At 58.2% G+C, this 14,547-nt stretch carries 17 protein-coding genes and 1 tRNA gene; 8 read left to right on the top strand and 10 right to left on the bottom strand.

All coding sequences use genetic code 11. The annotated features are described in order from the left end of the window. Positions 1–202: 202 nt before the first annotated feature. Positions 203–1,648, bottom strand: coding sequence for a DUF6923 family protein (locus LQK81_RS15700; protein ID WP_230807302.1), 1,446 nt, complete (start codon positions 1,646–1,648; stop codon positions 203–205). A gap of 467 nt (positions 1,649–2,115) precedes the next feature. Here LQK81_RS15700 and LQK81_RS15695 point away from each other — a divergent pair, with 467 nt between their 5' ends. After that, positions 2,116–4,491, top strand: coding sequence for a phage/plasmid primase, P4 family (locus LQK81_RS15695; protein ID WP_230807301.1), 2,376 nt, complete (start codon positions 2,116–2,118; stop codon positions 4,489–4,491). Positions 4,492–4,548: 57 nt separating this feature from the next. Here LQK81_RS15695 and LQK81_RS15690 read toward each other — a convergent pair whose 3' ends face one another. From LQK81_RS15690 to LQK81_RS15675, 4 genes are all read right to left on the bottom strand, one after another. After that, positions 4,549–5,115 carry a hypothetical protein gene (locus LQK81_RS15690; protein ID WP_230807300.1) on the bottom strand — a complete coding sequence of 189 codons (567 nt, stop codon included), beginning with the start codon at positions 5,113–5,115 and terminating at the stop codon, positions 4,549–4,551. A gap of 65 nt (positions 5,116–5,180) precedes the next feature. Then, positions 5,181–5,405 (bottom strand): hypothetical protein, encoded by a 225-nt coding sequence (locus LQK81_RS15685; RefSeq protein ID WP_230807299.1) that lies wholly within the window; start codon positions 5,403–5,405, stop codon positions 5,181–5,183. A 1,012-nt stretch (positions 5,406–6,417) separates the two neighbouring features. Next, complete coding sequence (locus tag LQK81_RS15680) at positions 6,418–6,945, bottom strand: helix-turn-helix domain-containing protein (RefSeq protein ID WP_230807298.1); 528 nt, start codon at positions 6,943–6,945, stop codon at positions 6,418–6,420. Further along, positions 6,942–7,121: a hypothetical protein gene (locus tag LQK81_RS15675; protein ID WP_230807297.1), complete on the bottom strand. Its 180-nt coding sequence runs from the start codon at positions 7,119–7,121 to the stop codon at positions 6,942–6,944. Before LQK81_RS15675 ends, LQK81_RS15680 begins: the two co-directional genes overlap by 4 nt. 104 nt (positions 7,122–7,225) lie before the next feature. On the opposite strand from LQK81_RS15675, the gene LQK81_RS15670 reads away from it, so the two are divergent. From LQK81_RS15670 to LQK81_RS15640, 7 genes are all read left to right on the top strand, one after another. After that, positions 7,226–7,723 carry a hypothetical protein gene (locus tag LQK81_RS15670; RefSeq protein WP_230807296.1) on the top strand — a complete coding sequence of 166 codons (498 nt, stop codon included), beginning with the start codon at positions 7,226–7,228 and terminating at the stop codon, positions 7,721–7,723. Next, positions 7,720–7,905, top strand: coding sequence for a hypothetical protein (locus tag LQK81_RS15665; RefSeq protein WP_230807295.1), 186 nt, complete (start codon positions 7,720–7,722; stop codon positions 7,903–7,905). Before LQK81_RS15670 ends, LQK81_RS15665 begins: the two co-directional genes overlap by 4 nt. A 104-nt stretch (positions 7,906–8,009) precedes the next feature. Next, positions 8,010–9,245, top strand: coding sequence for a phage major capsid protein (locus tag LQK81_RS15660; protein ID WP_230807294.1), 1,236 nt, complete (start codon positions 8,010–8,012; stop codon positions 9,243–9,245). Positions 9,246–9,250: 5 nt separating this feature from the next. Beyond that, positions 9,251–9,793 (top strand): HK97 family phage prohead protease, encoded by a 543-nt coding sequence (locus LQK81_RS15655; RefSeq protein WP_230807293.1) that lies wholly within the window; start codon positions 9,251–9,253, stop codon positions 9,791–9,793. Beyond that, positions 9,784–10,947: a phage portal protein gene (locus LQK81_RS15650; protein ID WP_230807292.1), complete on the top strand. Its 1,164-nt coding sequence runs from the start codon at positions 9,784–9,786 to the stop codon at positions 10,945–10,947. Before LQK81_RS15655 ends, LQK81_RS15650 begins: the two co-directional genes overlap by 10 nt. Before the next feature lie 48 nt (positions 10,948–10,995). Beyond that, complete coding sequence (locus LQK81_RS15645) at positions 10,996–11,286, top strand: hypothetical protein (protein ID WP_230807291.1); 291 nt, start codon at positions 10,996–10,998, stop codon at positions 11,284–11,286. Next, the gene (locus LQK81_RS15640) at positions 11,283–12,377 is read left to right on the top strand and encodes a tyrosine-type recombinase/integrase (RefSeq protein WP_230807290.1); all 1,095 of its coding nucleotides are present in this window, start codon (positions 11,283–11,285) and stop codon (positions 12,375–12,377) included. The genes LQK81_RS15645 and LQK81_RS15640 overlap by 4 nt, the downstream gene beginning before the upstream one ends. A gap of 70 nt (positions 12,378–12,447) precedes the next feature. Here the strand turns inward: LQK81_RS15640 and LQK81_RS15635 are convergent. The 5 genes from LQK81_RS15635 to LQK81_RS15615 all read right to left on the bottom strand — a co-directional run bounded on the left by LQK81_RS15635 (position 12,448) and on the right by LQK81_RS15615 (position 14,543). Further along, a tRNA-Phe gene (locus tag LQK81_RS15635) sits at positions 12,448–12,523 on the bottom strand. Between the two features lie 303 nt (positions 12,524–12,826). Continuing rightward, positions 12,827–13,033, bottom strand: a complete 207-nt coding sequence (gene yacG, locus LQK81_RS15630; RefSeq protein WP_230807289.1) for a DNA gyrase inhibitor YacG — start codon at positions 13,031–13,033, stop codon at positions 12,827–12,829. A gap of 4 nt (positions 13,034–13,037) precedes the next feature. Further along, entirely contained in the window at positions 13,038–13,658 is a 621-nt protein-coding gene (locus LQK81_RS15625) for a Maf-like protein (protein ID WP_230807288.1), read from the bottom strand. Positions 13,659–13,708: 50 nt separating this feature from the next. Beyond that, positions 13,709–13,927 carry a translation initiation factor IF-1 gene (infA, locus tag LQK81_RS15620; RefSeq protein ID WP_004435948.1) on the bottom strand — a complete coding sequence of 73 codons (219 nt, stop codon included), beginning with the start codon at positions 13,925–13,927 and terminating at the stop codon, positions 13,709–13,711. Positions 13,928–14,066: 139 nt separating this feature from the next. After that, positions 14,067–14,543, bottom strand: a complete 477-nt coding sequence (locus tag LQK81_RS15615; protein WP_230807287.1) for an arsenate-mycothiol transferase ArsC — start codon at positions 14,541–14,543, stop codon at positions 14,067–14,069. Positions 14,544–14,547 lie beyond the last annotated feature (4 nt).

The raw sequence follows: 14,547 nt of genomic DNA, 5'->3' as shown, positions 1-14,547 counted from the left end.
AGCCGGCGGGCGGACCCGCCGGAATTGGCTCGGTCTCCAATCCGAGCAGGTGCAGTGACAAGCACCTTTCGATAAGACGTTCAAGAACCGCTTTTTGTTCCGCAGGGGACTGCCGCGAAGGCTCACATGTGCGTGACGGTCCAACTGAGCCGTGTCGCGGGCCGCATTGCCGACGGCCCGCAGCGGGGGACCCGGTCCGGCTTCAGAGAATGAAGTCGGACTTGTTCAGCGTCAGCGACAGGTCCAGCTTGATCGCGAAGTCCGCCTTGGCATCGCCGTTGACGTCGCCATAGATGAACGTGTCACCACCGTCCTTTTCAAAGCGCAGTTCGCCTGCCTTCTTGTGGAATTTCTCCTTGCCGATGAACTTGAACGCCTGGTCCCCGCTGGACTTCGTGTTCGCGTCGATCGCTTTGAGGTCGATCGTGTCGTCCTGCTTGCGGGAGAAGTCGTAGATCGTGTCGCGGCCCGAACCCGAGACGGTGCTGTCCTTGATCGACTTGAAGACAAAGGTGTCGGCGCCCGATCCGCCGTAGAGCTTGTCGGCGCCCTTGCCGCCGATCAGGGTGTCGGCGCCCGACTTGCCCTTGAGCGTGTCGTTTCCGCTGCCGCCGCTCAGGGTGTTCTTGCCGGAATTGCCGGTGATCGCGTTGGCGAGGCCGTTGCCGGTGCCGTTGAGGCTTGCCGATCCGGTCAGGATCAGCTTTTCGACATTGTCAGTCAGTTTGTAGCTGATGGAAGCCTTGACGAAATCGGTGCCCTCGCCGGCCTTCTCGATCACCTTGTCGCCCTTGTTGTCGACGATGTAGGTATCGTTGCCCTTGCCGCCATACATGCGGTCCGCGCCCTTGCCGCCGTCGAGCACATCCGCTCCGCCTTCCCCTTCGAGACGGTCCTTGCCGGCGTCGCCGTAAAGAAAATCGTCGCCGCCGCGGCCGTACAGAAGGTCGGCGCCCTTGTTGCCGAACAGCCAGTCCTGGCCCTTGGTGCCGGTCAGCTTATATCCGCCGTCGTCGGGGTCGGAAAACTGGCGGCTGGCAGCCCCCATGAACTCGCCGAGGCTGTCGACCTTACTCATCGTGACGAGCTTTCCGGTCTTTGGATCGACCGAGTAGAAGGTGTTGTTGGCGAAGCCGTAGAGCGTGGAGCCGCTCTGCTCCAGGCCGTACATCCTGTCGACGGAGATCGAGACCGTGCTCAACGCCTTTCCGGTTTCGGGATCGAGGCTGAGGATCTTCTTGTTCGACGTGGTCAGGTACAACTTGCCGTCATAGAAGGCGAGGTCCCCGGACGATGCCATGCTCGAGGAATAGTTGCCGATCAGCGCCGTGCCGCCGCTCTTGAGGTCCACGCTGTAGAGCCCGCCATCGGTGTTCGAGGCGATGTAGGCTTTGCCGTCCGCACCGATTTCGAAGGCGTTCGCGCTGTAGATGCCGAGGCGGTGAGCTTCGAGCGTCGCGCCAGTCTCGCGGTCAAGGCGATAGAGGGTGTCGAACGAAATTGCGTAGAGTTCTCCGTCCGGTGCGAAAGCCACGTCGGTCATCACGACGCCGGTGTCTCCCACCTCGCGCGCCTTGAGTGTCTGGGTGTTGATTGCGATCAGCTTTCTGGCTGACGTTACGACGTAGACTTCGGCTGCCATGGTCATTCCCTTCTCCTGGCCATCGTCGCAGGCCGAAGCAGGGCCCGCACGGTGCGGGACTGTAGGCACGCAACCGACCATCTGCAACCCTTAAGGGTGCGTGATTGCAGGCCGAAAAGTGAGTGCCCGCGTTGACCGATACGCGCTGGAATTTCGGGCGGATGGTCGATGCAGATGATGGGAGAAAGAGCCTGAAAATGGTGCCCGGAGGCGGATTTGAACCACCGACACGCGGATTTTCAATCCCGTGCCATTTGTGGTTGTTCAATAGCTTCTGACGGAAATTCTGTCAAACCCGCACCAGAAAAACAAATACTTACGCCGGTTTTGTCAAATCGCGATGGACCACCTGAAACGCAAACGACCGCCCCGAGTGGCATCGGGAGCGGTCGCAAAACGGGATACCATTGTGGCGATATCGAGTATCTGAATACCACACATACGTCGCGCCTGGCAAGGATCGGCGGTGCGATATGATGCACGAGCGTCAATGGATCAACTGGCACTCGGTTCCGCAGCTTGGTGCAAAGCCTAGGAAGGTCCCGACCGATGCCCGCACGGGCAATCCGATCGATCATTTAAAGCCAGCGAATTGGCTGACGCATGACGAAGCTGCAGCAACTGGACTGCCTGTCGGCTTCGTGCTGACGGCGGATGACCCTTATTTTGTGATTGACGTTGACGGCGTTCGTGATCCGGTCACGGGGGCGTGGGATCAAAGAGCACTCGAACTGCTCGCGATGTTTCCTGGCGCGTTTGCTGAGGTCAGCGTGAGCGGCAATGGTATCCACATATGGGGCCGCTGCGGTGCCATCGGCCCGCGCAGGAAGAAGTTCGAACTCAACAACGGTCTCAAAATCGAGTTCTACACGAGCGGCAGATTCATTGCGCTTGGTACGTCGAACAACGGCGGCGGCATGGACCTCGATTGGACCGATACCCTAGCGGCAATCGTGCCTGTGGGTGACCCGGCCGAGATTGTGGCTCTCTCCGATACGGTCGATCCGGCTTGGAACGGCCCGACTGATGACGACGAGCTTTTGGCCTTGGCGATGAAGTCCAAGGGCGGCGCTGCCGCGCGTTTCGGTGACGCTGCATCGTTTGCTGATCTATTCACCGCTAATGTGGCCGTTCTCTCGCGCTGCTACCCGTCAGTATCCGGGGGCGACTTCGATCACTCCAGCGCCGACCAGGCGCTAGCGAATGCGCTGGCGTTCTGGACCGGCAAAAACGCAGTACGTATGGCCCGGCTTTTCCGTCGTTCCGGGCTTATGCGCGCGAAGTGGGAACGTGCCGACTATCGAGCATCCACCATATCTAAGGCGGTTAGCTCCACTCGCAACGTCTATAATCGTCCAACGCTCCCTGCCGGTGTGACCGCGCCGCGCGCGCGGGCGTTTGACAACATCATGAACGATGCGCGCAACCTTGCGGCTGACGATGTGACGGCAATCAAGCGGCTATGTAGCGAAGCCGCCACCCTTGGCCCGGTCGAAAAAGCCGCAGTATTGCGCCAGATTCGTATGAATACCGACGTACCAATGGCCGACCTCAAGAAACAGGCTGACGGAAAGGACGGCGAGCCGGATCATCTAGAGCTTGCTCGCAAGGCGGTGGCGTCCATTGGTGCCGAGAACATCATCCATGCCGGACAGTTCACGTGGAAGTTTGACGCCAGGGGCGTGTGGAAGCAATGCGACGACCGGGAGTTGAAGCAGCGCGTGCAGTTGACATTGGCGGCAGAGCACTACGCGGTAACGGCTGCACGAGTTAGCGGCGTTACCGACGTGCTGAAGAACGATATCCATAAGCCAGCCCACGAATTTAACCTGGGAAAGCCGGAAAGCGTCAACTGCTTGAATGGAGAATTGGAACTTATAGACGGGCGGTGGGTGCTTCATCCACATCGACGTGACCAGTATCGCACGACGCAGATTCCGGTTTCTTACGATCCGGATGCGACCGCACCACTATTCGAGAGATTCTTACTCGATATTTTCCGCGATGACCCTGACCGCGACGACAAGATTAGGGTCGTCTTGGAAATGATGGGCTATTCTCTCATGGGCCACGCGAACCGCGAAAAGTTTGTGCTGCTGATCGGCGCGGGCGCTAATGGCAAATCCGTGCTCTTGGCGACGTTGGAGGCCCTGCTAGGCAAACAGAACGTGGCAGGCGTTCAGCCAGCGAGCTTCGACAATAAATTCCAGCGCGGCCATCTGGATCAAAAGCTTGCAAATATTATTACCGAGCTAAAGCAGGGCGAAACGATCGCGGACGCCGAATTGAAGGCGATCACGAGTGGTGAGCCGGCCACCGTGGAACACAAGAACAAAGATCCTTTTGTAATTCGACCGTTCGCGACGTGCTGGTTTGGCACCAATCACATGCCCCACACCCGAGACTATTCGGACGCCTTTTTTCGCCGTGCCCTGGTCATAACGTTCAATCGTGTATTCGAGCCGCACGAGCAGGATTCCGGTCTGAAAGATAAGCTGAAAGCAGAGTTGCCCGGCATATTAAACCATGCACTCAATGCTTATGCGGGCGTCGTCAGCCGTAATGCCTTCACCGTTCCGGCATCGTCTGTCTCCGCGCAAAGGAAATGGCAGGTCGAAGCGGATCAGGTGGCGCAATTCGTGGAAGAGCGGTGCGAGACCCGCACAGGTGGCACGGTGTCGATTAGTTTCTTGTACTCAACCTATCAAGGATGGGCGCAGGCTATGGGTATTCGCAACATGCTCGGCCAGCTTCAGTTCGGCAATCGGTTGGAACAACTAGGCTACAGGCGTACTAGGACGCGCGCAGAGCGCATGTTTACCGGCATCGTCATGCAAGGAATGCCATGACAGAACACCGACGAACGTAGTTACCGGGGATGGCTCGACCACGAGGGCTTTACGCCCTCAAAGCTTCTCGACCAAGTCCTTCCAGACGGGGGAGAGGGAAACCCTCGCATACGCTTCCGGAATCCCGGCAAGAAGCGCTACGTCTTCGACACTTATCTTGCCGGCGTGGTGCGCGGGGATGATCACGTCAAGCGCATCACGTGGGAGTAGAACCATTAGTGCCCTCAGACCACCATTGTGGTCCGAAGCCAAGGACGCCGTCATGCCGGAGGACGGCGGAACAACTATTCCTTCAATGAGATGATCCACCGCAGACATGGACTTTGCTGTCTGCTTCTCGCTGTCGTAAGCGTGAAGGAGCTCTTTGCAGCAGACCAATCGCTTGAGCGCAGCGTGACGCTCCTCGTCAAGTATTGAGTTGTAATAAACCTGAAGGGTGACCTTTGTAACACCACCGACGTTCTTGGAAAACATCCTGTGTATGCCTAGCAGGACACTAGCATCCATCTGAACGGGTATGAAGAGGATTTCTGCAAACTCGCAGTCCTCCTTGACTTGCTCTTTGACCCAATCAATTTTGATCGGCAGAACAGTGTAACCGGCAAATTTTTCGTAGAGATTCATGTCCATTTCCCGGAATTATCCAACCCCGGGAAAAAAGTCTAGATGCAAAAACCGTCATTCACGTCTTACGCGAACATTTCTTTCACGTTAAATGAAGTACGATCAGCATCGCCAAATTCAGTCGAGGTCACAGCGATTCCGCTTTCAAACTGAAAGAAGGCGGAATTGGCTTCCCGGCACAAATCTTCCGTGGAAATCTCGTCTGAAAAGCCACGGAAAAATTTGATGTTGAGATGTGACTGATCAGCTGTTTCAAACAGCGTCTTAAGCAGCCTGTCCTTCTCACTCATCTTGTTTCTCCTGTTTTGGTAAGGCACTATTACCCTACAAATGCAATAAGCCCGCAAGTCCTAGGTCTGGAGACAAGAAACTGCCTCTTTCGACCTTAGTTCCATCAGGCTTAAGTGAAATCATATATAGGACGGAGCGTCTGCACCGCAAGCGCGCCTCTACATATGTTCGCCCCAAATGTCAACGCAGTTTGACACCGAGTTGTTGAGATCACCTTAACAACTTTTGAGTCGTTGTGAAGGCCGTGGATTATTAAATTTTCTTTATCTGTTGCCTCTTGCGTCCAGGCTTTGGCTTTTCAGCCACACCATTGCGTCACCGTCGTTGTCAGTGCGGTTTCTCATAGCGTCACCAACTGGTGACGAGTTGGTGACGAGTTGGTGACGAGTTGAGAAGGTAAGTCGTCACGGCTAATACGCTGTCTTCATTAGATTATTCGTTATGCGTGACGAGAGTGACGACTTTTTCCAACGCTTATGCGATGGGAAAAGCAAATCATATTGGTGGTGGTGAACCGGTATGAAAGTATGTGAGCGGAACGCGTCACTCGCGTCACGTCATTGATTTCAAATGGATTTCTCCGTTGCAACTCGTCACCAACTCGTCACCAAGTCGTCACGCACCACTGTGGGCAATAAGCGACCCGATATTGATCGTGCTGTGTAACCCGCCCTCCGGCTCTCTACAGCGCAATGTGGAAGCGCGTTCGCCTACGGGCTAGCCGTCGCGTCGTGGAGCGCTGTCGGTGCGGTTGGATGACGAGCGACACGCCATGGGCCGAGAACGCGCGTCCTGGGGCAACGTCGTGGCGAGGGGCATCAGACATCGATTGATCATGGATCGGGGTGCTAGGAAATCGCTCAGGGCTGAAACGCTGCGGACCGGCCCCCAAAGCACTTTTCCGCAGATGCATCGTCGGGGCAAATTCACCGGTTGCGAAACGCAATTGGTTTCGAGTCCGTAACAATTATTCTCGATAAAAATGCAATGACCCGCAGTTTTATGCGGCGCTCAGGATTTGTCGCGAAGACGTACGCCGGCACCGGCACCGTTCTGGTCAATGAAGATGACCCCTGCGGTTTCCAGGGCGGTCTTAATGGCCGCGACTGCCTCAACGGAAACCTTTCGCCTTTGCTTCTCAAAATCAACAATCGTTGACAGACCAAATCCGGCCATTTCGGCCAGATGAGGTTGCGTGATTTCGAGTAGTGACCGCGCGGCGCGGCATTGAGCGGGCGATATCGACATTCTATGTTGACGCTTTTGCGCTTGGGGCTTACCAATATTTTCTGTTGATACACGAACCGCGAAAGGACCGCCACCGTGAATGACATGAGTTACGAGCCGCTGACGGCCGACTTTATCGAGTTCATGAGAAATTGCGTCGGCGGAACGCTGCGCATTGACGAGATGCGGATTTGCCGGGACGCGTTCATGGCGGGTGCCGCGTCGGCCTTGGGCCGCGTCCGCCGCGTTCCAAGCTCGGAAGATACCATGCTCAACGAGCTTGAAGACTTCATAGATGAGCGCAAGGCTCAAGGCGGCGCTTGACTGGCGGCTTTTGCCGCCGCGAGGCGCGCTGTGCGATCTTCTCTAAATGCAAGTTCGCCTCCAGGCGTTCGAACCACGGCCACGCATTCGCCGTTAGGGTGCGTCTCGATGATGCCTGCAAGATCAGCCATCGCCTTGCGTATCTGCTGAACCGTGGCTGTCATGGTGTGGCGCTCCGCTCCGTTCTAAACAGCACTTAAATTGCGGTTCTGCCGATTATCCACATGTGCGTTCACAGTGACGCTCATTCCATATTGCAAAACGCGATATGGCGCTGTATATTGCAAAATACAATATGGACGAAGTAGGTGCAAAGATGACCGATCCGATAGAAGTGACCACAGACGTGGCATGCCGCATCGTGGGAATGAACCCCCTCCGACTCAATGAGCACGTAGCGGCAGGGCGGTTTCCGTGCATGCCGGGCACGATCCGGGGACGGTATCGTGTGTTTGGCATAGACGATTTACTCGCACTTTGGCTTTTCCGCACCTTTTTGGAGCGAGGTTTCAAAGTCAAAGACGCCGGTTATTTCGCGTGCGACGTCGCGGGGAAAGCTCGCAGCAATCCCGACGAACCTGCAATTTCGGTTGTTGAGTATGTGAACGGAGCCAAATCCGTGCATGTCGCTGCGTCGGTGCCTGAGTTCTCCGAATGGGACAAAGTGATGTTCTCAGGTTCGTTCATTTTCGGCGTCACGACCTACAATGTGAAATTTCTTCGTGAATTCATTTCCTCTCAGGTCGAAAACGAGGCCGGAAAATGACGACGATTGAAAAAGAACTATCGGAAGCCACCAAGTATGTGACGGGTGGAAACCTTGATAATCTGCCGCTGGACAAGCTTTATTACTTCGCGACTGTCACGCGCGGGATGGCTGAACTTGCGGAAAACGAAATGAAGCGGCGAGGCGCATATCCTCTCCCTACATTTCATCGCGCTACCTGAACAAGCGCTAAGTCATCCGAAACATCCGTGCCGGTCACCTTCCCCACCGGCACGGCGAAGCAAAAAGGAGGTAGATTTATTTAACCCCGGAAGGACCAAACCACATGAAAACCAGTGATCTGATCGAACAGCGGGCGGCAATCGTGACCCGCATGAATGAGGCCCACCAGGCCGACAAGAACGATGACTTCGTGGCGGCAGAAACCGAACTTCGTGCCGTCGATAACAAGTTGGAACGTGCGCGCAAAATCGATGCTGCCGACCGGGCCGAAACAGGCAAGCCGATCAACGGCGATGTGAAGCTGGACACGGAAATCCGTTCCCGTTTCCGCGTCACCCGCGCTATCGCGGCCGCTGCCGGCCTGGGTGTGGATGCCGGCTTTGAACGTGAAGTGCAGGCAGAGCTTTCCAAGCGTGCCGGCCGTTCCGCTGAAGGCATCTACATCCCGACCGAAGTTTTCGAGACGCGTGTTCTCACGACTTCGACGGGTGGAGAACTGGTCCCGACCGACCACCGGCCCGACCAGTACATTTCCGCTCTCACGGCATCTTCCGTCGTTCGCGGCCTTGGTGCTCGTGTGCTCAATGGCCTTACGGGCAATCTCAGCATTCCGCGCGAGACGGATAGCCCCACTGTGGGATGGGTTGCCGAGAATGCGGCGCTGTCGTCTGACGATGCCGACTTCGACGCCGTGACCCTCAGCCCCAAGCATGCCGGCGCGCTTTCGGAGTTTTCCCGCAATATGCTTCTCCAGGCATCGCCCGATGTGGAAATGCTGCTTCGTCAGATGCTGGCGCGCAATCTCGCGCTTGCCATCGACCGTGCGGCCATCCAGGGCGGCGGCAGCAACCAGCCGAAGGGCGTTCTTGCGACCACCGGCATCGCCACGCAGGCGTACACGACCGACCTTTTTACCACGACGGCGGAAATGATCGCCAAGGCAGACATTGCCAACGTCGCCACCGCGCGGCGCAGCTTCCTGACGACCAATCTCATCAAGAAGATTTGCTCGTTGGGCCTCGACGCCAACCGGCTGCCGGTGGGTGTTGCTCCGATCTTCCACCAAGAGCCCGTGACGTTCTCTAACCAGGTGCCGACGACCCTTGGCAGCGGCGACGAGCATGGCCTGATCTATGGCGACTGGTCCGAGATGCTTATCGGCATTTGGTCTGAAATCGACATTCTCGTGAACCCGTTCGAAAGCACGGCCTATTCCAAGGGCAACGTGTCCATTCGTGCCATGGCGACCGTTGATTGCGCAGTGCGCCATCCGCTGGCGTTTGTGTCGGCCACGGGCGTCGAAACGACCAGCGTGGCGATTGCCGCGCCTGTGGAGTAAGCGCGATGAAGGCCGGGGGCGACATCGAACGGCGATCGTTCATTGAAATCCGCAGCACTGGACGGCGTATCGAAGGGTATGCCGCCACCTTCAACAGTGAAGCGTGGACGGGCGGTTTCGTTGAAACGATCGCCCCCGGCGCATTTCGCGAGGCATTGGCGGGGGATATCCTCGCCTTGCTCGATCACGACCTTTCACGCGTGCTTGGCCGCACCAAGAGCGGTACGCTGCGGCTCACGGAAGATGGCCGGGGCTTGGCCTTCTCGCTCGACCTTCCCGACACAAGCGCCGGCCGTGACGTGCTCGCCCTTGCCGAGCGCGGCGACCTGGGCGGAATGTCTTTCGGTTTCACGGTGCCGAAGGGCGGCGAATCTTGGCAGGGCGACCGGCGTACGCTGCGAACTGTGGCCCTCAAAGAAATCTCTGTCGTCTCAGCGTGGCCGGCATATCCCGACACTGAAATTGCGCTTCGGGCGCTGCGCAACGGTTCCAATGCCGAGCGCCGCCGTCGCGCCCTCATTCTTGCGGAGGCCAACAAATGGGCCTGATCGAACGAATTGCCGGCTTGGCCGGCTATGAGAAGCGCGCGGCCGGGGAAACCCTCGCACCGTCATCCTGGTCAGCGCTCGCGCCTGGCATTGGCAATTTTGCCGGTATGTCAGCGCGTGCAGCCGAGAATCTTAGTACGGTTCTCGGCTGCACCAATGCAATCGCCACGGCGCTCGCCTATGTGCCCGTCGTGGTTTACCGCCGCGACAATGACGGCAACCGGATCGAGACAACCACGCATCCGCTCTGCCGGATCGCGCGGGCCGGTGTCAGTCCGCAAATGTCTTGGCCGGATTTCCTTGAGCATATCGTCGCGTCAACGCTTCTAACCGGCAACGGCCTGGCTGTGATCGATCGCAGCGGCAACGGGCAGCTTTCGGGCTTCCGTTACGTTCCGTGGGGCATGGTGACGGTATCCGAACTGTCGAGCGGGCGGCTCGCCTATGACGTCTCGGACGGACGCGGCATTACCCGTCGTTATCTTGAGGGCGAGGTGCTGCACCTGCGTGATAGGACGGATGACGGCAAGATTGGCCGTAGCCGCCTGTCGCGTGCCGCTGATACCGTCAATGGCGTCCAAGCGGCGAACGAACATGCGCGGGCGTTCCTGAACAACGGCGCGTCACCTTCCGGTGTGCTCGAAACGGACAACAAACTATCAAGCGAGGCATTCGACCGTCTTCGAACGTCGTGGAAGACGGACCATTCGGGTGCGGGCAAAGCCGGTTCCACACCTATTCTAGAAGATGGCCTCAAGTGGAAGGCGGCGCAGATCAACCCGGAAGATGCCGAATTGCTGGAAACGCGTAAGTTCGGCGTGATCGAGATATGCCGGCTGTTTCAGGTGCCGCCGCCAATCGTACAATCGTACGAAAACAACACCTTCACAAATGCTGCACAGGCCGGCTTGTGGTTCGCGACGTTCTGCTTGGCACCGTGGGCGCGGAAGATCGAAGCGGAATTTATTCGATCCGTTTTCCCGACGTCCGGTCCCTATGAAATGGAACTTGATCTGTCGGGTTTCCTTCGCGGCGACCCCGAGACGCGCTGGAATGCGCACAAAATCGCAATCGAAACGGGTGTGCTTGATCCTGACGAGGTTCGGCAGGTTGAAGGCTGGAACCCGCGCGCAATTATGAGCGACCAGCTATAGCCGCTCTTTCCCACAACTGTGCATCAAATCCATATTGCAAAACACGATATGGCGCTCTATATTGCAAAACACAATATGTTCGAGATTCGAGGCGTTATAGCGATGGCAAGCGCTACCCTTAATTTGAGATTGGCACCGCGCCGCATGCTGACTTTGCGCGAGGCGGGCGAGTACGTGGGTATCCCCGCTAAGCGCTTCCCCGGTGCCTGCTCCGTTCGACCGGTGGCGATGCCCAACGGCTCCCAATTGTACGACATGCACGATCTGGACGCCTGGCTTGACAGTCTGAAAGCCGGCTCACCTGATAGTGATGATGAAATTCTTGGAAGGCTCGGATGAAAACGGACCGGGAAAAGCGCCAGAATAAGTACAAGGGATGGCAGATTTTCCGAGATAAAAAGCCGCCGTTCGAATGGCGCGCCTATCATCGGAAGAGCCGGGAGAAAATCGACTGCACGAAATTCGAACCGTTCACGCTTGCTTTCGATATGGAAGTGCATCGGATCAACGAACTGCACAAGGTGAAGGAAGCGAAACCCGGCACGCTTGGCATGCTGATCAAGAAATATCGTGCCAGCCCAAAATTCCAGAAGCGTGCGGCGCGCACACAGAGCGATTATCAGAAGGTTTTTGACTGGCTCAAGCCAATCGAGGATACGCCGCTAGAGCGGTTCACGCGAAGCTTTGTTGCCAAGATTCGCGACAAGGCTGAAATGCAACGCGGGTTCCGATTCGCGAACTATGTCCGCTCGGTCATATCGTTGGTTTTCAATTGGGGCCTTGAGTACGATTATACGAAGGGAAATCCGGCTGAAGAGGTCAGCCTAGCGGAACGCCCCAAGGATTTGCCGGACGCGAACCGACCGTGGACAGACGCTGAGCGGGAAACCGTACTCGCTGCATTGCCGGCACACATGGCTTTGCCGATCAGTATTATGATGTTCTATGCGCTCGATCCGCAGGACGCGCTTGCTCTGCCGAAAACGGCGATCTCTGCAGCCGGGATTGACACCCGTCGTCACAAGACGGGTCAGCCCGTTTACCTGCCGCTTTTTGAGCCGGTTGCGAATGCTCTTGCTCAGGCACCGAAGCACGACGCTATCACCCTGTGCGCGAACTCTCGCGGCAAACCGTGGACCTATAACGGCTTCAGCACCAATTGGAACAAGCTGAAGAAAAAGCTCGAAGAAAGCGGCGCGGTGCAGCCTGGTCTAACGCTCAAGGGTCTTCGCCACACTGTGGGAACGATTCTAGCCGAAATGGGCAAGGATCACGGAACTATCGCGCTCGTGCTTGGTCATGCGACCGAGGCGATGGCTAAACACTATTCCAGGCGTGCCGATCGTTCACGTCAAGCAAGTGCCGCCGTGGCCGATTTCGAGGCCGAACTGAACAAACGAAAAACGAAAGTTGTCAAACCCGGCGAATAAATCTGTCAAACTCAGATTCATTAGGATTGATGCGGATATGGAAAAAGGCAAACATAATAGGGACTTAGAATGGTGCCCGGAGGCGGATTTGAACCACCGACACGCGGATTTTCAATCCGCTGCTCTACCAACTGAGCTATCCGGGCATCCGGCTGGGTTTCGTTGCAAAACCCGTGGGGCGTTTGGTTTCGCCCCGGAAGCGAGCGGGGTTATAGCATCTTGCTCGATCGTGTCCAGCCCCCATGGCAGATTTTCGACGTGAAAAAGCGCGAGATCTCAAGTATCGGAAAAGGTTCGGCTTTTCGGATCGTCGCACGTGGCTGCGCAATTGTTGGTGACAGGATGCAGCCTGCTTCCGGCCGCCCGCGCCGGGACCGGGCGCCGCTGGATGGCGGTGGCGGCAGGAGGGAGAGGCCGGCTCGGGGATGTGTGCTGACGGGCCGTCAGCGTCAATCGTTCTCGCCTGCCTTCGCCTCGTCGTCGCTGACGGGGATGGCGTAGGAGCCCGAGAGCCACCGGTTCAGGTCGAGGCTGCGGCAGCGCTCCGAGCAGAACGGGTAGTGGTCGCGCACCGACTGGCGGCCGCATTCGGGGCAGGGGTGCGCCTTGCGCAGGGGTTCGACCTTTGCCGTCGGCTTGTCCGTACCGTTGCTCACAGCCTCAGCCCTCCGACCAGCGGCGGTGGACGTCGTATCCTTCGCCGGAGAGCAGGGAGGTCGTCTCCTGCAGCGGCAGGCCGACCACGTTCGTATAGGAACCCACCAGCTTGACGACGAAGCCGCCGGCGATCCCCTGGATCGCATAGCCGCCGGCCTTGCCGCGCCACTGGCCGGAGGCGAGATAGCTCTCGATGTCGAGGCCGGACAGCCGCTTGAAGCGGACCTTGGTATCGACGATGCGCTGGCGCACCTTCCTGTCCGGGGTGATCAGGCAGATGCCGGTGAAGACGCGGTGGCTGCGGCCGGAAAGCAGATGCAGGGCGCTTGCGGCCTCGTCGACCATGTCGCATTTCGGCACGATGCGTCGCCCGACCGCGACTACGGTGTCGGCGGCGAGGATGTAGCTGCCCGCGGCGGCCGGATCGCCCTTGATCGCGGCAAGGGCGGCCTCCGCCTTGCCGGTGCAAAGCCGTCGTGCCAGCGAACGCGGATGCTCCGATTTCTTCGGCGTCTCGTCGATGTCCATCGGCATCAGCCGGTCGGGCTCGATGCCCACCTGCGCCAGAAGCTCGACGCGGCGCGGCGAGCCGGATGCCAGGATGAGCTTGTGGGCGAATTCCATGGAACCTCGAGGGAGCCGAGCGCGCCCGGTGGAGCGCCGGAAGGACAGGCTTATTTGAAGCGGTAGGTGATGCGACCCTTGGTCAGGTCGTAGGGCGTCATCTCGACGAGCACCTTGTCGCCGGCGAGCACGCGGATGCGGTTCTTGCGCATGCGGCCGGCCGTGTGCGCGATGATCTCGTGCTCGTTCTCGAGCTTGACGCGGAAGGTGGCGTTCGGCAGCAGTTCCGTAACGACACCCGGGAATTCAAGGACTTCTTCTTTTGCCATATTGCGGTGGTGATCCTTCGTTGGCGGGAGGCAGGATGCCGCCGGCCGAAATTTTGCCGGAAACTACACAATAGAGGGTGTTTTGTGAACACCAATGATCCGGCTTTCTTCACATGCCCGTATGAGGGCCCGGGTTTATTCAAGAAGAAACGGATATGCCGGGGCCGAGCCGCCGCTCGATCAGCGTCGCCAGGTGGTTGCGGACCTCGCGATAGGCCGAAAGGATCTGCTCGCGCGTGCCCGCGGCGACAGTCGGATCGGGGGTCGGCCAGTAGACCACCTCGACCGCGCTCGACCGGGTCAGTTCGAGGGCTGCGTGGTGCGCTTCCGGGGCGAGCGTCACGATCAGGTCGAAATAGTCGTCCTCCAGTTCCTCCAGCGACCGCGGCAGATGGCGCTCGATCGACAGCCCCACCTCCTCCAGCACCGCCTGGACGAAGGGATCGCGCTCGCCGGGGCGGATGCCGGCGGAGGCTACGTAGGTGCCGGCCGGCAGCACGCTCCGGGCGATCGCCTCGGCCATGGGCGAGCGCACCGCATTCATCCGGCACATGAATAGCACCGAGCCGGGGCTTCGCGTCGTTGTCTGCCCCATGTCGGTCGCCAGCGCGCTCATGCCG

The sequence above is a fragment of the Rhizobium sp. GN54 genome, assembly GCF_021026345.1.
Classification (GTDB): Bacteria; Pseudomonadota; Alphaproteobacteria; order Rhizobiales; family Rhizobiaceae; genus Mycoplana.
Note: the sequence above shows the minus strand (reverse complement) of the source record. Positions and strands in the feature narration are given on the sequence as shown.